The organism is Crossiella sp. NPDC003009 (assembly GCF_053591555.1).
Window position 1 is genome coordinate 29,578 of the sequence record NZ_JBSFUA010000031.1, and the last position, 18,499, is coordinate 48,076.

At 71.1% G+C, this 18,499-nt stretch carries 15 protein-coding genes; 12 read left to right on the top strand and 3 right to left on the bottom strand.

The genetic code is table 11. From position 1 onward, the window contains the following. On the top strand, positions 1-1,833 hold the full coding sequence (locus ACWDY5_RS27410; protein WP_449725035.1) for a LamG-like jellyroll fold domain-containing protein: 1,833 nt from the start codon (positions 1-3) through the stop codon (positions 1,831-1,833). On the opposite strand, the gene ACWDY5_RS27415 is transcribed toward ACWDY5_RS27410, so the two are convergent. Then, on the bottom strand, positions 1,760-2,473 hold the full coding sequence (locus ACWDY5_RS27415) for a hypothetical protein (RefSeq protein ID WP_449725036.1): 714 nt from the start codon (positions 2,471-2,473) through the stop codon (positions 1,760-1,762). The two genes, ACWDY5_RS27410 and ACWDY5_RS27415, sit on opposite strands and share 74 nt — an antisense overlap. A 54-nt stretch (positions 2,474-2,527) precedes the next feature. On the opposite strand from ACWDY5_RS27415, the gene ACWDY5_RS27420 reads away from it, so the two are divergent. From ACWDY5_RS27420 to ACWDY5_RS27435, 4 genes are all read left to right on the top strand, one after another. Then, positions 2,528-3,100 (top strand): PadR family transcriptional regulator, encoded by a 573-nt coding sequence (locus ACWDY5_RS27420; protein ID WP_449725037.1) that lies wholly within the window; start codon positions 2,528-2,530, stop codon positions 3,098-3,100. Between the two features lie 81 nt (positions 3,101-3,181). Continuing rightward, positions 3,182-4,792, top strand: coding sequence for an alpha/beta hydrolase (locus tag ACWDY5_RS27425; RefSeq protein ID WP_449725038.1), 1,611 nt, complete (start codon positions 3,182-3,184; stop codon positions 4,790-4,792). A gap of 228 nt (positions 4,793-5,020) precedes the next feature. Beyond that, the gene (locus tag ACWDY5_RS27430) at positions 5,021-5,872 is read left to right on the top strand and encodes a glutamate ABC transporter substrate-binding protein (protein ID WP_449725039.1); all 852 of its coding nucleotides are present in this window, start codon (positions 5,021-5,023) and stop codon (positions 5,870-5,872) included. A 252-nt stretch (positions 5,873-6,124) separates the two neighbouring features. Beyond that, entirely contained in the window at positions 6,125-6,313 is a 189-nt protein-coding gene (locus tag ACWDY5_RS27435; RefSeq protein ID WP_449725040.1) for an MmyB family transcriptional regulator, read from the top strand. A 695-nt stretch (positions 6,314-7,008) separates the two neighbouring features. Here the strand turns inward: ACWDY5_RS27435 and acnA are convergent. Beyond that, entirely contained in the window at positions 7,009-9,765 is a 2,757-nt protein-coding gene (gene acnA / locus ACWDY5_RS27440; RefSeq protein WP_449725041.1) for an aconitate hydratase AcnA, read from the bottom strand. Positions 9,766-9,957: 192 nt separating this feature from the next. Between acnA and ACWDY5_RS27445 the strand changes: the two genes are divergently transcribed. The 7 genes from ACWDY5_RS27445 to ACWDY5_RS27475 all read left to right on the top strand — a co-directional run bounded on the left by ACWDY5_RS27445 (position 9,958) and on the right by ACWDY5_RS27475 (position 17,557). Beyond that, positions 9,958-10,677, top strand: coding sequence for an ATP-binding cassette domain-containing protein (locus ACWDY5_RS27445; protein ID WP_449725042.1), 720 nt, complete (start codon positions 9,958-9,960; stop codon positions 10,675-10,677). Next, on the top strand, positions 10,674-11,327 hold the full coding sequence (locus tag ACWDY5_RS27450; RefSeq protein WP_449725043.1) for a hypothetical protein: 654 nt from the start codon (positions 10,674-10,676) through the stop codon (positions 11,325-11,327). Before ACWDY5_RS27445 ends, ACWDY5_RS27450 begins: the two co-directional genes overlap by 4 nt. 16 nt (positions 11,328-11,343) lie before the next feature. Continuing rightward, a complete protein-coding gene (locus tag ACWDY5_RS27455) occupies positions 11,344-11,697 on the top strand; it encodes a glyoxalase (RefSeq protein ID WP_449725044.1) in 354 nt (117 codons plus the stop codon). A gap of 153 nt (positions 11,698-11,850) precedes the next feature. Next, positions 11,851-13,389: an AMP-binding protein gene (locus ACWDY5_RS27460; protein WP_449725045.1), complete on the top strand. Its 1,539-nt coding sequence runs from the start codon at positions 11,851-11,853 to the stop codon at positions 13,387-13,389. A gap of 288 nt (positions 13,390-13,677) precedes the next feature. Further along, the gene (locus tag ACWDY5_RS27465) at positions 13,678-15,036 is read left to right on the top strand and encodes an NlpC/P60 family protein (protein ID WP_449725046.1); all 1,359 of its coding nucleotides are present in this window, start codon (positions 13,678-13,680) and stop codon (positions 15,034-15,036) included. A 186-nt stretch (positions 15,037-15,222) separates the two neighbouring features. Further along, complete coding sequence (rox, locus tag ACWDY5_RS27470; protein ID WP_449725047.1) at positions 15,223-16,647, top strand: rifampin monooxygenase; 1,425 nt, start codon at positions 15,223-15,225, stop codon at positions 16,645-16,647. A gap of 19 nt (positions 16,648-16,666) precedes the next feature. After that, positions 16,667-17,557 carry an SDR family NAD(P)-dependent oxidoreductase gene (locus ACWDY5_RS27475; RefSeq protein WP_449725048.1) on the top strand — a complete coding sequence of 297 codons (891 nt, stop codon included), beginning with the start codon at positions 16,667-16,669 and terminating at the stop codon, positions 17,555-17,557. Here the strand turns inward: ACWDY5_RS27475 and ACWDY5_RS27480 are convergent. Beyond that, entirely contained in the window at positions 17,517-18,479 is a 963-nt protein-coding gene (locus ACWDY5_RS27480; RefSeq protein WP_449725049.1) for a DMT family transporter, read from the bottom strand. The genes ACWDY5_RS27475 and ACWDY5_RS27480 overlap by 41 nt on opposite strands. Positions 18,480-18,499: the final 20 nt, after the last annotated feature.

The following is an 18,499-nucleotide window of genomic DNA, read 5'->3' on the forward strand; positions in this document are numbered from 1 at the left end:
ATGAGTGACGGATTCTCGGCGAACCGGCGCGCGTTCCTGCGCACCACCGGACTGCTCGGTATGAGCGCGACCATGCTGGGCGGCGCGGGACTGAGCGCCCAGGCCACGCCCGAGGACGACGCGCGGCACAGCGGGGAGGGCACCAGCGCGGCGGCGGGTCCAGCGGACGTGGAGAACCCGCGCTTCACCCTGGCCGTGGTGCCGGACACCCAGTACCTCTTCGACCGCGACCGCGGCGACCGGGAACCCCTGGAAGCCACCTTCGAGCACGTGCTGGACCAGGCCAAGGAGCACAACATCGTGTTCCTGGCGCACCTGGGCGATGTGACCGAGAACGGCCTGCCGGACGAGGTCGCCGAGGCCGGCCGGGCCTTCCGCGTGCTGGACCGAAAGCGCTTCCCGTACAGCGTGCTGGCCGGCAACCACGACATCAACTCCCGCACCGACGACCAGCGCGGCCGCAGCCCGTACCTGGATGCCTTCGGCCCCAAGCGGTTCGAGCACTCACCGACCTTCCGCGGCGCCTCGCCCGGCGGCTACAACAGCTACCACGTCTTCCGCGCCGGTGGCCGGGAATGGCTGCTGCTGGCGCTGGACTGGCGGGTCTCCGCGGTCGGCTACACCTGGGTCCGGCAGGTGCTGGACAAGCATCCCGGGCTGCCGGTCATCCTGACCACGCACGAGCTGGTGCACGCCGACGGCGGCACCGGCGAGGCCGAGCTCTCCGCCGCCGGGAAACTGATGTGGGACAAGCTGATCGCCGGTGAGGACCGGATCTTCCTGACCCTCAACGGCCACTTCTGGCCGCCCGGCCGCACCACGCTGCGCAACAAGGCGGGCAACGAGGTGCACCTGCACATCACCAACTACCAGGACCGCTACTACGGCGGCGGCGCGATGCTGCGGCTCTACCACTTCGACCTGGCACGCAACGTGATCGACGTGGAGACCGTCGCGCCCTGGCTGCTGCGGCGCCGCCCGGAACGGCTGAACGTGCTGGAGCAGCAGGAGATCCGCCGCACCGGCGCGGCCGACCGGTTCACCGTGGAGATCGACTTCACCGAGCGGTTCCGCCGGTTCGCCCCGCCGCCGGTGCGCCCGGCCCGGCCCGCGCCCGAAGTGGTCATCCCCGGCACGGTGGCCTACTGGCGGTTCGAGGACGCCGAGCGCTTCGCCGACCTCTCCGGCAACGGCAACCACCTCACCCGCGCCACCCTGCCCGGTGCGCCCTCCGACGCGCTCAGCCACAGTGAGGAGCACCACCCGGACCAGCCCGGTCACGGCAGCCTGCGCATGCACGGCGGCGGCTACCTGCGCACCGCCGCCGACGCGCCGCTGACCAAGCTGACCTTCCCGCGCGGCTACACCATCGAGGCCTTCGTCAAGCTGCCCAAGGACTTCGACCACCGGCATGCCTGGTGCGGCCTGTTCAGCACGGTGGCCACCGGCGCCGACGCGGGCAAGACCGGCGACGACCCGAGGGAGCCGCTGGCCACGCTCAACCTCTCCGACGGGGCCGCCTTCCAGTGGGCGGTGTTCCCGCGCAACCAGGAGGGCCTGTCCACCAACTGGGGACACGAGCTGCCGCGCGCGCACTGGTGGCACGTCGCGGTGGTCAACGACGGGCGGCGCAGCGTGTTGCACGTCGACGGCGCGCCGGTGCTGCGCAACCCCGACACGCCGGCGGTCGGCATCCCGGCGGCGGTCGGCGGCTGGCTGGTCGGCGCCTACGCCTATGACCGGAAGGTGGAGAAGAGCTTCACCGGGTGGCTCGGCGACCTGCGGATCGTGGACCGTCCGCTGCGCAGGGAGGAGTTCCTGACCGGGCGCTGACGGACTCGCCCTGCCGCCACAGGGCGACTCCGGTGGTGATCATCCAGGCCCAGGCGGCCACGGTGAACGGCACGATCACCGCGAAGTCGACCAGCAGCGCGCCGCTGAGCCAGCCGAGGCCGGCCACCGCGCCCGCCCAGCCCAGCCAGCGCGGCAACCCGCGCCCCAACGCCATGGCCAGGCCGTAGAGCAGCACGGTCAGGCCGAGCAGCGCCTGCGCGGTGAAGGCGGTGCTGCCGAGCACGGTGAGCACCGCCCTGGTCTCGGTCAGCACCTCGGGGCCGGGGGCGGCGGTCCACCGCTGCGCCAGCGCGGGCAGCCCGAAGCCGTGCAGGCTGTAGTAGACGGCGAACACCGCCGCCGCGCAGGTGGCCACGCCCAGCGCGAACCGGCCGAGCCCGCCGCGGTCGCCCGGCGCGAGCAGGCGGGTCACCGCCCCGAACGCGCCCAGCCACAGCAGCAGCGCGGCGATCGTGCCGTAGTGGGCTGCCCGCCACCACGCTCGGGCGGCGACGAACTCCAGGGTGGCGGCCGGGTCCTCGATCGGCGGGTTGCCGTGCAGCGCGCTCAGTCCGGCGTAGCCGAGCGTGCCGATCAGCGCGGCGACCGCGCCCCCTCTGGTCAGCAGACGAAGGTCCATGGCGATAGTTATACAGTAACTAGACATAGTATGACTAATGACAGTATGCCGACCATGACTCGACGATCACCGTTGGCGTTCGTGGTGCTGGCGCTGCTGGCCGAGGAGCCCATGCACGCCTACCGGATGCAGCAGCTGATCAAGGAGCGCGGCAAGGACCGGGTGGTCAACGTCGAGCAGCGCAACAGCATCCACCAGGCGCTGGACCGGCTGACCAGGGACGGGATGGTCGAGGTCGCGGAGCGCGGCAGCGAGGGCAACCGGCCGAACCGGCGGGTCTACCGGATCACCGCGGCCGGGCGCGAGCTGTTCGCGGGGTGGATGCGCGAGATGCTGGGCGCGCCGGCCCGGGAGTTCCCGGAGTTCCCGGCGGCCCTGTCCTTCCTGGCGCTGTTCCCGGTGGCCGAGGTCGCCGGGTGGCTCACCGCGCGCGCCGGGGTGCTGGCGGCGCGGCTGGCCGAGCCGCCGCCCGCGCCCGAGGGATTGCCCAGGGTTTTCCTGGTGGAGGAGGAGTACCTGCGGGCGATGGCCGAGGCGGAGCTGCGCTGGGTGCGCGGGCTGCTGGCCGAGCTGGACGCCGGCACGCTGGGCTGGGACACCGGGGCACTGCTCGGCCGCATTCAGTGAAATGCCTGTTCTTGCCGCTGCGATGGCGAGCTGTGAGGGTTCGACACAAACTTGTGTTCGACCCAGCTTAAGGAGTACGCGGTGGCCCGACAGGGTTTCCCATGGCTGCGCGGGGCGGGGGCGGTGACCGCAGTGGCGGTGGTCGCGGCCACCGCGCTGACCGGCACCGGCGCGGCGGCGCCCGAACAGGAGAGCACCGAGCGGTTCGCGCTGGAGTCGGTGAAGTGGGCGCCGTGCCCGGACGCGGTGTTCGTCAACGACCCGCAGGCCGACCGCACCCGGTTCGGCTGCGCCACCTACAAGGTGCCGATCGACTACCGCAAGCCCTCCACCGGCTCGGTGGAGATCGCGCTGCTGCGGCGGCTGGCCGATGACCCGGCGCGCCGGATCGGCTCGATGTTCATCAACCCGGGCGGGCCGGGCGGTTCCGGCTACTTAGGGCCGATCCGGGCGGACCGGCGCTACGGCGCCGAGGTGCTCAAGCGCTTCGACATCGTCGGGTTCGACCCGCGCGGGGTGGCCCGCAGCAGCCCGCTGCGCTGCTTCACCACCGCCGAGGAGGCCAAGGCGGTCAGCGACCGGCAGATCGCGGTGCCGTTCACCCGGCAGGAGGTCAAGGACGCGGTCCAGGCGGGCAAGGACCACAGCGAGGCCTGTGCGAGCAACGCCGGTCCGCTGATCCGGCACATGTCCACCAAGAACGTGGCCAGGGACCTGGACGTGCTGCGCCAGGCCGTCGGGGACGCCAAGCTGACCTTCGTCGGCTTCTCCTACGGCACGCTGATCGGCTCCACCTACGCCAACATGTTCCCCAGCAAGACGCGGGCGATCGTGATCGACGGCAACGTCGACCCCGAGCTGCGCACCGGCGACGGTCTGGAGTCCGACCGGCAGCGCGCCGAGGGCTTCGAGCTGGCCCTGGACGGCTTCCTCAAGCGCTGCACCGCGGCCGGGCCCAAGTGCGCCTTCAGCGAGGGCGACACGCGGAAGAAGTTCGACGAGCTGCGCACCCGGCTGCAGCGCGAGCCGATCACCCTGCCCACCGGCGCCAAGCTGACGCTGAGCGCCTTCACCAGCAACGTGAGCACCGCGATGTACGCCGCGGACCGCTTCGCGCCGCTGGCGGTGGCGCTGCAGCAGGCCTACACCGCGATGAGCCCGGTGGACACCCTGGACCGGGACAGGGCCGAAGCCCCCTCGGACTTCCTGACCAAGCAGACGCCGCCGCACAGCCTGGACGCGCTGGCCGACACGCCCTACACCGGCGACGACTCCTTCTACGGCGTCAACTGCATCGACAAGCCCTACCTGCGGCTGCCCGCCGCCTACCCGGTGATCGCGAAGATCTGGGAGCGCCAGTTCCCCACCTTCGGCCGGTTCCAGGCCTTCGACGCGGTGCCGTGCGCGACCTGGCCGGGTGGTTCGGACCGCTACGCCGGGCCGTGGCACAAGAAGACCGAGCACCCGATCGTGGTGATCGGGAACTATTACGACCCGGCCACCCCGTACGCGTTCTCGCAGCGGATGGCCAAGCAGCTCGGCTCGGCCCGGCTGGTCAGCGTGGACTCCTTCGGCCACGCGATCCTGGGCCGCTCCAAGTGCGTCGACGACCTGACCACCGCCTACCTGGCCGACCTGAAGGCCCCGGCGAACGGGATCGTCTGCCAGCCCAACGCGCAGCCCTTCGCCTGACCTGCTCAGGCACGACGCGGCCCCGTCCGGTTCGCCGGGCGGGGCCGTTGTCGATTCCCCAACTGGAAAGCCTTCCGGCCAGCGACTTTCGGATGATCTCGGAGAACGGACGGTCGAGTAGCCGCAGCGCAACGTGCCCGCATCGGAACGGTCACGAGGGGTGAAATCCTTTGCCCGCGCATGACCAGACTGCACGCCTTGAACGAACGGGCGGGAGGACACAAGGAGATGCGCAAGTCAGGCAGGCTCGGCCTGCGCGCGGCCGCGATCGCCGCACTGGCGGTGGCGCTGGTCGCCGGGTGCGGGGCCGCGCCGGAGGAAACCAGGGACGCCTCGGTGGTCAACCGGGCCGCCAAGACCAAGAAGCTCACCATCGGTATCGCCTACGACCAGCCTGGCCTGTCCGAGCGGGTGGGGGAAGGCAAAATCGAAGGATTCGACGTCGACGTCGCCGAGTACGTGGCGCGCGAGCTCGGCGTGCAGGCCGACAACATCACCTGGAAGGAGAGCAGGGCGGGCGAGCGGGAGAAGGCGATCATGGACGGGTCGGTGGACCTGGTGGTCACCACCTTCTCCATCACCGAGGACCGCAAGACCAGGATCGCCTTCGCCGGGCCGTACTTCATCGCCGGACAGGGACTGCTGGTGCGCATGACCACCAACGACATCACCGGCCCCGAGTCGTTGAACGGCAAGAAGCTGTGCACGGTGCCGAACACGACCTCGGCGCAGACCATCAAGGACCGCTTCGCCAAGGGCACCCAGCTGGTGGAGTACTTCCGCTACTCCGAGTGCATCAGCGCGCTGCTGCTGGGCAACGTGGACGCGGTGACCACCGACGACGTCATCCTGGCCGGGTACGCCGCGCAGAACCCGGAGCTGCTGAAGGTGGTCGGCAAGCCGTTCAACCCCGAGCGGTACGGGATCGGGCTGGCCAAGGACGACGTCTCGGGCAAGGGAAAGATCAACTCCGCGATCGAGAAGATGATCAGTTCAGGGGAGTGGAAGAAGTCCCTGGACAAGCACGTCGGCCCCTCGGGCTACCCGGTGCCCACGCCACCGGAGGTGAACGAGCGCTGAACGCGCGCCCCAGCCGCCCGCCGGAGCCTCACCTCCGCCGGGCGCGGGGTTCCACTGGCCTGGCCGGCCGGAGTTTCCGTGGCGTACTACACGCGGTTGGAACAGGGCAACGGCCGCAACGTCTCAGCCGAGGTGCTGGACGCGATCTCCCGCGCTGCGACTCTCCGAGTCCGAGCACGCCCACCTGCTGCACCTGGCCAAGCCGAAACAGCGCCGGAGCGCGCCGCAGCGGCAGCGGGTACGCCCCGCGTTGTGGAACTGCTGGCGGCGGTGGAAGGCGTGCCCGCGTACGTGTGGGGCCGCCGGACCGATGTGCTGGCTTGGAACAACACGGCATCGGCTCACGCTGAACCGGGGTCGGAGCCGGTGGAGGGGTCGCGGTTGCTGGCCAGCTGGGGCGCGGACGCTTCGCGGGATTTCACGACCGTCGCGCGGGATTGAGACCGGCCGGGGTTGAAAACCCACAAAGCGGGCCTCTCGTCTTCTCCGTACGGCCTGGAGACTGCTGACCGCATCTCATCGAGCGGCCCCTGCAACCTGCCGCCGCCCTAGCTCCGCAACGTGACCGGGGCCGCTCGATGAGATGTGGTTCGCTGTCGGAAGGTCGTGCGGAGAAGACGAGAGGACCGCGAGCACGCTGGGTCTTGAGTCGGCAGCCTGCTCAACCCCGCAACCTGCTCGTCCCGGCTCTTGACTTGTCAACCCCTCCGGGGGTCTGCCCGTCCGGCGAGGACATTCTTTTGATCTTCGGGGTTGCAAGCGAAGATCAAAGTCAAGAGCGTCCTCGCCGGACGGGCAGAGATCAAAGCATGGGGGGAAATCAAAGTCAAAGGCCAAGACGCAAGCGGGTCTTGAGGTTCCCCATGCCCGTCAACCTTCCGAAATCGAACCACATCCCAGCGAGCAGCCGCCGTCACGTGGCGTGGCCTTGGCGGCGGTTGCTGTGAGCGTCTGCTCGCTGGGATGTGGTTAGTTTTCTCCAGGTTGACGGGCATGGGGAACCTCAAGACTTCGGACAGGTTTTCGAGAAGCCACCCCGGCCGCTGGTTCTTGGTCGCGATACGTGAAAAAGCGGGCGGGAAGACCTTTCGGCCTTCCCGCCCGCTCCGTTTTCTGAGCCCCGGTTACGGGGTCACTCAGCTGCGGACCATCTTTCGCAGCACGTACTGCATGATTCCGCCGTTGCGGTAGTAGTCGGCCTCACCGGGGGTGTCGATGCGGACCACCGCGTCGAACTCGACCTTGTCGCCGTCGGTCTTGGTCGCGGTGACCTTGACCGTGCGGGGGGTGGTGCCGTTGTTCAGCTCGGTGACGCCGGTGAAGTCGTAGGTCTCCGTGCCGTCCAGGCCCAGGGTGGCCGCGGTCTGGCCTTCCGGGAACTGGAGGGGCAGCACGCCCATGCCGATCAGGTTGGACCGGTGGATGCGCTCGAAGGACTCCGCGATGACCACCCGGACGCCCAGCAGGCTGGTGCCCTTGGCCGCCCAGTCGCGGGAGGAGCCCGAGCCGTACTCCTTGCCCGCCAGCACCACCAGCGGGATGCCTGCCTCGGCGTAGGCGACGCTGGCGTCGTAGATGGTGGTCTGCTCGCCGTCGGCCAGGAAGTTGCGGGTGAAGCCGCCCTGGACGTCGTTGAGCAGCAGGTTGCGCAGGCGGATGTTGGCGAAGGTGCCGCGGATCATGACCTCGTGGTTGCCGCGGCGGGAGCCGTAGCTGTTGAAGTCCTTGCGGTCCACGCCGTGCTCGCTGAGGTACTTGCCCGCGGGGGAGTCCGGCTTGATGGAACCGGCGGGGCTGATGTGGTCGGTGGTGACCGAGTCGCCCAGCAGGGCCAGCACCCGGGCGCCGCTGACGTCGGTGACCGGCTTCGGGTCCATCTCCATGCCCTCGAAGTACGGGGGCTTGCGGACGTAGGTGGAGTCACCGGCCCACTCGAAGGTCTTGCCCGTCGGCGTGGGCAGGGACTTCCAGCGCTCGTCGCCGGCGAAGACGTCCGCGTAGTCCTTGACGAACATCTCCGAGCTGATGGAGCTGGCGATGACGTCCTGGATCTCCTGCGGGGTCGGCCAGATGTCGGCCAGGAACACCGGCTTGCCGTCCGGGTCGTTGCCCAGCGGCTCGGTGTTGAGGTCCAGGTCCATGGTGCCCGCGAGGGCGTAAGCCACCACCAGGGGCGGGGAGGCCAGGTAGTTCATCTTGATGTCGGGGCTGATCCGGCCCTCGAAGTTCCGGTTGCCGGAGAGCACCGAGACCACCGACAGGTCGTTGTCGTTGATGGCCTTGGAGATCTCCTCCGGCAGCGGGCCGGAGTTGCCGATGCAGGTCACGCAGCCGTAGCCGACCAGGTGGAAGCCGAGCTTCTCCAGGTACGGCAGCAGCTGGGCCTTCTCGTAGTAGTCCATGACGACCTTGGAACCCGGCGCCAGGGAGGTCTTCACCCACGGCTTGCTGGACAGGCCCCGCTCCACCGCGTTCTTGGCCAGCAGCGCCGCGCCCAGCATCACCGAGGGGTTGGACGTGTTGGTGCAGGAGGTGATCGAGGCGATCGCCACGTGCCCGTGGTCCAGCACCGTCTCGGTGCCGTCGGCCAGGGTCACCGGCACCGTGTGGTGCGGGCGGGCGCCGTTGGCGCGGGCGTTGTGCGCCGGGGCGTCGGAGGCCGGGAAGGACTCCTCGCTGGCCTCGTCCACGCCGTCCTCGTCGGCGACGTAGTTGCGGATGTCGGTGTGGAACTTCTCCTTGGCCTCCGACAGCGCGATCCGGTCCTGCGGCCGCTTCGGGCCCGCGATGGACGGGACCACGGTGGACAGGTCCAGCTCCAGGTGCTCGGAGTACTCCGGCTCGGTGGCCGGGTCGTGCCAGAGGCCCTGCTCCTTGGCGTAGGCCTCGACCAGCGCGAGCTGCTCGGCCGGGCGCCCGGTCAGGCGCAGGTAGTCCACCGTCTCCTGGTCGATCGGGAAGATCGCGGCGGTGGAGCCGAACTCCGGGCTCATGTTGCCGATGGTGGCGCGGTTGGCCAGCGGCACCGCGGTCACGCCGGTGCCGTAGAACTCGACGAACTTGCCGACCACACCGTGCTTGCGCAGCATCTCGGTGATGGTCAGCACCAGGTCGGTCGCGGTGGCGCCGGGGGGCAGCTCACCGTGCAGCTTGAAGCCGACCACCCTGGGGATGAGCATCGAGACCGGCTGGCCCAGCATCGCGGCCTCGGCCTCGATGCCGCCGACGCCCCAGCCGAGCACACCGATGCCGTTGACCATGGTGGTGTGGCTGTCGGTGCCGACCACGGTGTCCGGGTAGGCCTGGCCGTTGCGGGTCATCACCACGCGCGCCAGGTGCTCGATGTTCACCTGGTGCACGATGCCGGTGCCCGGCGGCACCACCTTGAACTCGTCGAAGGCGGTCTGGCCCCAGCGCAGGAACTGGTAGCGCTCCTTGTTGCGCTGGTACTCCAGGTCCACGTTGCGCTCGAAGGCGTCCGGGCGGCCGAAGATGTCGGCGATCACCGAGTGGTCGATCACCAGTTCGGCCGGCGCCAGCGGGTTGACCTTCGAGGGGTCGCCACCGAGCTGGGTGACGGCCTCGCGCATGGTGGCCAGGTCAACGACACAGGGCACGCCGGTGAAGTCCTGCATGATCACCCGGGCCGGGGTGAACTGGATCTCGGTGGCGGGGTCTGCCTTGGGGTCCCAGCTGCCCAGCGCGCGGACGTGGTCGGCGGTGATGTTCGCCCCGTCCTCGGTGCGCAGCAGGTTTTCCAGCAGGATTTTCAGGCTGTACGGCAGGCGCTGGGCGCCCTCCACGGCGCTGAGCCGGAACACCTCGTAGGAGGCGTCACCGACGGTCAGCGTGCCGCGTGCGCCGAAGCTGTCCTTGCTCACGGGTGCGGTCACGTGCAACTCCATCTCGCGGCGGTGCAAGTTCGGGGAACGAGGGCGAGTCTTGCGCACCCGAGCCGAGCGCGCCGCCGTGCCCTCCTGGCTCTAACAGTACGCTTGTCCTATATTCACGTTCAACCGGGGGTGGCGCGTGTCGGGTTACATGGCACGTGTCGCCGGACACACCGGGACGCGAAGGGACTGGGGATGCTGCGTCTGGAGGGAGTGGGCAAGCGCTACGGACGCGGCCCGCTGGTGCTCGCCGAGGTCGACCTGGCGCTGACCGCTGGGCAGACCACGGTGGTGCGCGGCCGCAACGGCTCCGGCAAGTCCACCCTGCTGCGAGTCGTGGCCGGGGTGTGTCAGCCCAGCCTGGGCCGGGTGCGCGGGAGACCGGCCCAGGTGGGCTACGTGCCCGAACGTTTTCCGGCACACCTGCGGCTTTCCCCGATCGGCTACCTCCGACACCTCGGCGCGGTCCGCGGCCAGTCCCGCGCGGCCACCGAGGCCCGGATGACCGAGCTGCTCACCAGGCTGGCCTTCGCCGGGGAGCCGGACGAGCCGATGAACCGGCTGTCCAAGGGCAACACGCAGAAGATCGCGCTGGCCCAGGCCCTGCTCGCGCCGGTCGGCCTGCTGGTGCTGGACGAGCCGTGGACCGGCCTGGACACCACCGCCGCCGGGGTGCTGGGCGAGCTGCTCGCCGAGGAGGCCGCGCGGGGGGCCGCCGTGCTGCTCATCGACCACGAGGAGCACCACGAGCTGGTCCGCCGGGACCGCCTGGTGGAGATCGCGCAGGGCCGGGTCCGGGTGCACGACACCCTGCCGGAGGACCTGGTCGAGCTGACCCTGCGGGTGCCCGCGCGCGCCGCCGACGCGCTGCGCGCCACCGCCCGCGAGCTCGGCGGCACGGAGGTCACCCGATGACCGCGCTGCTCCGCTACCTGACCGCCGACCTGCTGCGCTCGCAGGCCTTCTTCCTGCCCGCGCTGGTGTTCCTGGCCGTGCTGGGCATGCTCAACAGCGGCGACCCCGGCCCGCCGCTGTCGGCCTACCAGGGCACCGCGCTGGTCATCTACCCGGTCGCGGCCGCGCTGACCATGGTCATCGCCAACGCGGAGGACCCGGTCGCGCGCCAGGTCACCCTGGTCGCCGCGCGCGGCTGGGGCCGGGTGCTGGCCGCGCTGCTGGCACTGGCCGTGCTGGCCCTGCTGCTGCTCACCGCGCTCGCCCTGCTGGTCCCGCTGCTGGTCAACCCGCGCCCGCAACCACCGAGCCTGCTGCTGGCCGGCGCGCTGGCGCACCTGGGCAGCGGCCTGCTCGGTGTCGCGGTCGGCCTGCTGTGCGCCCGGCCGCTGCTGCACCGCCCGGTGCACGCGGTCAGCACCATCCTGCTCGGCGTGGTCCTGGTCGTCTTCCTCGGCCGGGTCCCGCCGATCGGCAACCTGATGACCCTGCTGGAGGGCAGCGACGGCAGCCACGCGCTGGCCGCGCTCACCGGCAACCTCGCGCTGTCCGCGGGGCTGCTCGCCGCCACGGCCGCCCTGGTGTACGCCGTCGGCCGCAAACGACTGTGAGACAAGGAGAACCGCGATGATCCACCACGTGCAACTGGCCGGCCCACCCGGCTGCGAGGACAGCATGCGCGCCTACTACAGCGGCGTGCTCGGCTGGACCGAGATCCCCAAGCCGCCGCTGCTGGCCGCCCGCGGCGGCTGCTGGTTCGCCGTGCCCGGCGGCGGCGAGCTGCACATCGGCGCCGAGGAGGGCTTCCGCCCCTCGGCCAAGGCGCACCCCGCCTTCGTCACCGACGTGCACGCCCTGGCCGCCACCCTCACCGGCGCGGGCCACCAGGTGAAGTGGGCCGACCCGGCCGAGATCCCCGGCCGCGACCGCTTCCACACCACCGACCCGGTGGGCAACCGCCTGGAGTTCCTGGCCGGCTGAGCCGGGGCGGGCCGCCACCCACCCGACCGCTCGTCGCCCCCAGTCGCGCGCCCGCCGCTGCGTCACCCAGCAGGGGGATCAGGCGAGCTGACACCGGGTACCCACGCTGGCTACCGTCTGTGCCCATTCGGACGAACCGGAGGAGCCTCAACGATGCGGGTACCGTTGACCGTCGCCGACTTCCTCGACCGGGCGGAGACCGTCTTTCCCACCAGCACCGCGGTGATCGACGAACCCAGCCAACCGGCCGCGGCGGTGCCGACGACCACCTATGGCGAACTGGCCCGGCGGGCGCGGGCCTGGCAGGCCGGGCTGGACCGGCTCGGGGCAGGCGAGGGCGAACGCGTGGCCGTGGTCAGCCACAACTCGGCCCGGCTGCTGGAGCTGCTGCACGCCGTCCCGGCCAGCGGGCGGATCTGCGTGCCGGTGAACTTCCGGCTGCGGCCGGAGGAGATCGAGTACATCGTCGGCCACAGCGGCGCCTCGGTGCTGCTGGTCGACCCCGAGCTGGCCCCCGCGCTGAGCGGGATCTCCGCGCCGCACAAGCACATCCTCGGCGAAGAGACCGAGACCGAGGTGATGCGCTTCGACACCGAGCCGCGCCCGTGGGCCGCGCCGGATGAGGACGCCACCGCCACCATCAACTACACCTCGGGCACCACCGCCCGCCCCAAGGGCGTGCAGATGACCCACCGCAACATCTGGATCAACGCGATGACCTTCGGCCTGCACGCCAGGGTCTGGGAACGCGACGTCTACCTGCACACCCTGCCCATGTTCCACTGCAACGGCTGGGGCATGCCCTTCGCCGCCACCGGCCTCGGCGTGCCGCAGGTGGTGCTGCGCAAGGTCGACGGCGCGGAGATCCTGCGCCGGGTGCAGCAGCACGGCGTCACCCTGGCCTGCGGGGCGCCCGCGGTGTGGAACCTGGTGCTGGACGCCGCGCAGGAGTGGGACGGCGAGATCCCCGGCCGGGACCGGGTGCGCATCGTGTGCGCGGGCGCGCCGCCGCCCACCCGGACCATCGCGCGCATCGAGGAAGAGCTGGGCTGGAGCTTCCAGCAGCTCTACGGCCTCACCGAGACCTCCCCGTTCCTCACCTTCAACCGCACCCGCCCCGCCGACCTCGACCTGCCTGCCGAGGAGCGGGCCCGCAAGCTCTCCCGCGCGGGCGCGCCCGGCATCGGCGTGCGGCTCAAGATCTCCGACACCGGCGAGGTGCTGGCCCGCGGCAACACCGTGCTCGCCGGGTACTGGGACAACCCGGCGGCCAGCGAGGCGGCCCTGGAGGGCGGCTGGTTCCACACCGGCGACGGCGGCACGCTGGACGAGGAGGGCCACCTCAGCATCTCCGACCGGAAGAAGGACGTGATCATCACCGGCGGGGAGAACGTGTCCTCCATCGAGGTCGAGGACTGCGTGTTCAGTCACCCGTCCGTGGCTGAGGTGGCGGTCATCGGGGTGCCGGATGACAAATGGGGCGAAACGATCAAGGCACTGGTCGTGGTGAGCGAGGGCGCGCAGGTCAGCGAGGCCGAGATCATCGCGCACTGCAAGGAGAAGCTCGCCGGGTACAAGGCGCCCACGACGGTCGAGTTCCGTCAGTCCATACCGCGTACGGCGACCGGGAAAATTCAGAAGTTCAAGCTCCGCGAGCCCTACTGGGCCGGTTTGGACCGCAAAGTGAACTAGACCGTTTACCGAATCGTTTCCGCAGCTCGGGGCACCTCGCGTGCCCCGAGCTTTTTTGTGCACGGCGCGTGTGCTGAATGCCTCTTTCGGGCGACAGTGTCCCCAGTAAATGTGACACGTGTGAGGGATGAGGCGCGTGTTCATGCTGGGATCACTGGCGACTGGTGGGACGAAATGTCACAGTTGCTCAGCGTGTCCGACCGCTGCCGTTCGGTACCCGGCGTGTAGGCCGAGCGGGCGTTGTCGGCTGGGCGCGACCGGCGGAGGAAAGGTTCGGAGGTGGGCGTGATGCCGACGCGACGGAACCTGGTTCTGGGGCTCGTGACGACCGCGATCGCGGGTGTGCTGCTGGCCGGCACGCCCGGCGTGGGCGCGGCCGTGCCGCCGCCACCGCCCAACCCGAGCGACGCCGACATCCGCAACGGCCGCGCCCAGGTCGACTCCAAGGCGGGCGAGGTCGGCAGGCTCACCAACGAGCTCAGCCGCGCCGAGGCCCGCCTGGCCGAGCTGATGGCCGATGTGGAGCTGCGCCGCGAAGAGGCGATGAAGGCCCTGGTCGACCTGGAGGCCGCGCAGGAGGCCGCGGACCGGGCCAAGAGCGAGGCCAGGGGCGCCCGCGCCGAGGCCGACGCCGCCGCCAAGTCGGTGGAGGACCTGCGCGCCAAGGCCGACGCCTTCGCCGCCGCGACCTACCAGAACGGCAACCTGCTGGACACCACCGGCGCGCTGCTGACCGCCAAGGGCCCGCAGGAGGTGCTGGACCGCTCCGAGATGCTGGAGCTGATCAGCGGCTCGCAGGCCGACGTGCTGGAGGTCATGCGCAAGGCGCGCACGGACAAGGCGAACAAGGACTCCATGGCCCGCAAGGCCCTGGAGGCCGCTGAGGCCAAGCAGAACGCCGCCGAGCAGGCCAAGCGGGTCGCCGACGCGGCGCAGGCCATCGCCGTGCAGGCGGGCAACACCCAGGAGCAGCGGGCCAACGAGATCGAGGCCACCAGGGTCGCGGTGGAGAAGCAGCTGTTCGAGGCGCGCGACCGCGTCTCCGGCCTGCAGGGCCAGCGGCAGCGCTACGAGGACTGGCTGGCGGCCAAGAAGCGCGAGGAGGAGGAGCGGCAGCGCCGCGAGGCCGAGGAGGCCCGCAAGGCCGCCGCGGCCGCCGCCGCGCAGAACCGCCCGGCCGCCCGCCCGCAGACCGCGGCCCGGCCCACGGTCGCCCCCGCGCCCGGCCGCGGCGTGCAGATCGCGATCAACCGCGCGCTGTCCCAGCTGGGCGTGATCTACGCCTGGGGCGGCGGCAACGGCTCCGGCCCGACCCGCGGCATCCGCGACGGCGGCGTGGCCGACTCCTTCGGCGACTACCGCAAGGTCGGCTTCGACTGCTCCGGCCTGATGATCTACGCCTACGCCGGGATCGGCATCAACCTGCCGCACTACAGCGGCTACCAGTACAACTACGGCCGCAAGGTGCCGTTGTCCCAGATGGCCGCGGGAGACATGCTGTTCTGGGCCACCAACGGCCGCATCCACCACGTGGCGATGTACCTGGGCGGCGGGCGGATGGTGGAGGCCCCGCACTCCGGCGCGCGGGTGCGGATCTCGCCGGTGCGCTACGGCGGCCTGATGCCGTACGCGGTGCGCCTGGTCTAGGCGGAAAAGGAGTCGACGGGGTGGCGCGCGGTCTTGTAGCTTGCGGCGGACCGCGACACCGCCCGAGGAGGTGAGACCCATGACCGCTGTAGCGATGTGGGTGCTTCCCCTTCCCGTCCCGGTCTGGCGACTGACGTAGGTGTCGCCGGGAGCGCCGCCACCAAGGCACTCCCGAAAGGCAACACCATGTTCGACGTGATCATCGCCGGCTGCGGGCCGACCGGCGCGATGCTGGCCGCCGAGCTGCGGCTGCACGATGTGCGGGTACTCGTCCTGGAGCGGGACACCGAGCCCGCTTCCTTCGTCCGCATCGTCGGTCTGCACATCCGCAGTCTTGAGCTGATGGCGATGCGCGGACTGCTGGACCGCCTGCTGCCGCACGGAAGGCAGCGTCCGGCCGCCGGCTTCTTCGCCGCCATCGCCAAACCCGTGCCGCAGGGCCTGGACTCCGCGCACGCCTATCTGCTGGGCATTCCGCAGCCGGTCATCGTCCAGCTCCTCGAAGAACACGCGGTCCAGCTGGGCGCGCAGGTCCGGCGCGGCTGCGCGGTGGCCGGTGTCGAGCAGGACGACGAGGGCGTGACCGTCGAGCTGGCCGACGGTGAACGGCTGCGCACGCGCTACCTCGTCGGCTGTGACGGCGCGCGCAGCACGGTGCGCAAGCTGCTCGGCGTCGGCTTCCCCGGCGAGCCCTCACGGACCGAGACGCTGATGGGCGAGCTGGAAGTGGGTGTGCCGCAGGAGGAGATCGCCGCCAAGGCCGCCGCGATCTACCAGACCAACAAGAGTTTCAGTCTCAGTCCCTTCGGCGACAAGGTCTACCGCGTGGTGGTTCCCGCCGTGGGAGTCAGCGATCGCGCGGAACCGCCCACCCTGGAGGACTTCCGGCAGGGGCTGCGCGCCATCGCGGGCACCGACTTCGGCGTGCACTCCCCGCGCTGGCTGTCCCGCTTCGGCGATGCCACCCGGCTGGCCGAGCGGTACCGCCTCGGACGGGTGCTGCTGGCCGGCGACGCGGCGCACATCCATCCACCCCTCGGCGGGCAGGGCCTCAACCTCGGCGTGCAGGACGCGGTCAACCTCGGCTGGAAACTGGCCGCGCAGGTCCGCGGCTGGGCACCGGACCCGCTGCTGGACACCTACCAGGCCGAACGCCATCCGGTGGCCGCGGACGTGCTGGACAACACCCGCGCCCAGCTGGAGCTCTCCGGCACCGAACCGGGTGCGCGGGCCGTGCGCAGGCTGTTCACCGAGCTGATGGACTTCAACGAGGTGAACCGCCACCTGATCGAGAAGATCACCGCGATCGGCATCCGCTACGACTTCGGCGAAGGCCCCGACCTGCTCGGCCGCCGCCTGCCCGACATCGAGGTGAAACAGGGCACCCTCTACGGGTTGCTGCACCGAGGCCGCGGCCTGCTGCTGGACCGCACCGAACGCCTGACCGTCGGCGGCTGGGCAGACCGCGTCGACTACCTCGCCGATCCCACCGCGGCACTGGACGTGCCCTGCGTCCTGCTCCGCCCCGACGGCCACGTGTCCTGGATCGGCCACGATCAGCGGGATCTGGACCGGCAACTGGCCCGTTGGTTCGGCAAGCCCGTCGAGTGAGGTCGGTTAGCGTGGCGGGATGTCGTTCACCGTCCTGGTCACCGGGGGCAACGCGGGCATCGGGTACTTCGTCGCCGAACAGCTAGCGGCTGCCGGGTGCGCCGTGCTGCTCGGCAGTCGCAGCCCGGCCAAGGCCGAGGCCGTGCTCTCCGCCCTGCGCGCACGGGTGCCCGGCGCCCAGGTCGGCCAGGTTTCGCTCGACCTGGCCGACCTGCCCTCGCTCAAGTCCACTGTGGACGGTCTGCGGCTGGACCGGCTGGACGCGGTGGTGCACAACGCCGGGGTGCTGCTCGACGACCCGCCGCGCCAGGAGACCCCGCAGGGCCACGAGCTGATGTTCGGCACCAACCACCTCGGCCACTTCGCCCTCACCGCCCTGCTCGCCCCGCTGCTCGCCGCCGCCCCGGCCGCCAGGGTGGTCACCACCGGCAGCTTCACCGCCAAGTCCGAGACCGTTGACTTCGACGACCCGCACAGCACCCGCGACTACCAGCCCAAGCGCACCTACGCCCGGTCCAAGCTGGCCCAGATGCTCTTCGGCTTCGAGCTGGACCGCCGCCTGCGCGCCACCGGCAGCCCGGTGCGCAGCGTGGTCGCCCACCCCGGCGGGGCACTGGACTCGCTCACCCCGTCCCGCCCGCCGGTGCACGTGCGCGGCGCCGGTCAGCGGCTGCTCGGCCGGCCGGCCGGGATCCTGTTGCACGGCAAGGACAAGGCGGCCAGGGTCGCGGTCAGGGCGGTGCTCGACCCCGCCGTGCGCGGCGGGCAGCTGTGGGGGCCGAGGGTGTTCGGCCTCCGCGGCGCGCCCAGGGTGGAACCGGTGCGCGGGCCGCTGGCCGACCTGGCAGCGGCGACCCGGCTGTGGGATCTCAGCGTGGAGCTGACCGGGCTGGCACCGGACTTCGGTTGACCCGCGCCGCCAGCAGCACCGCGACCAGCGTCAGCCCGGCCCCGGCCCAGGTCGCGATGGTGGGCTGCGGCCCGGTCGCCAGGTCCAGCGCGATCGCCCCGAGCAGTTGCCCTGCCACGCTCGCCAGCCCGTAGACCAGCACCCCGATCTCGCCGACGGCCAGGGTGGCCACCGCCACCACGCCGATCCCGATCAGCCCGGCCAGGTAGAACCACGGCTCGGCCGGGAAAGCGCCGGTGGGCAGGCCGCGCACGGCGAACCCGGCCAGCAGCAGCACCGCCAGCGTTGCCGTGGCCACCACGAAGTTCACCATGGTGGCCGGCCACGGCGAGCCCGCGGCCGCGGCCACCCGCCCGTTGAACGCCGACTGCACCGCCCCCGTCACCCCCGCCAGCAGCGGCAACGCCACCAGTACCAGGGTGCTCGCGCCGCCGATCCGGTCCGCCCCGGCGATCAGCACCGCCAGCACGCACAGCACCGCCCCGCCCAGCCGCGCCGCGGTCACCGGCCGCACCCCGCCCGGCCCGAGCCCCCACCGGTCCGCGGCCAGGCTGCCGCCCACGGTGCCCGCCACGATCGCCACCGTGAACAGCGCGACGCCCAGCGAGGTCACCGTGATCCCCTGGCCGCCGACGATCAGCGCGCCGCTGATCCCGCCGAGGCAGTGCCACCAGCGCAACCGCCCTCCGCGCACCGCGGTCCGCAGCTGCCGGATGCCGCGTCGTCCGGCGGGGAAGGCGGGCACCAGCGCCAGCAGCACGACCATGCCCATGGCGGTGGTCAGCAGCGGCGCGCCGATCCCGTCCCCGAGCCGCGCGCCGAACTCCCCGTTCAACCGGGCCTGCCCGGCCAGCCCAACCCCGGCGGCCACGGTCGCCGCCACCGCCAGCGCGCGCCGCGATCTGATCTCCACAACTGTCACGTACGCCGAGTCTGACCTAC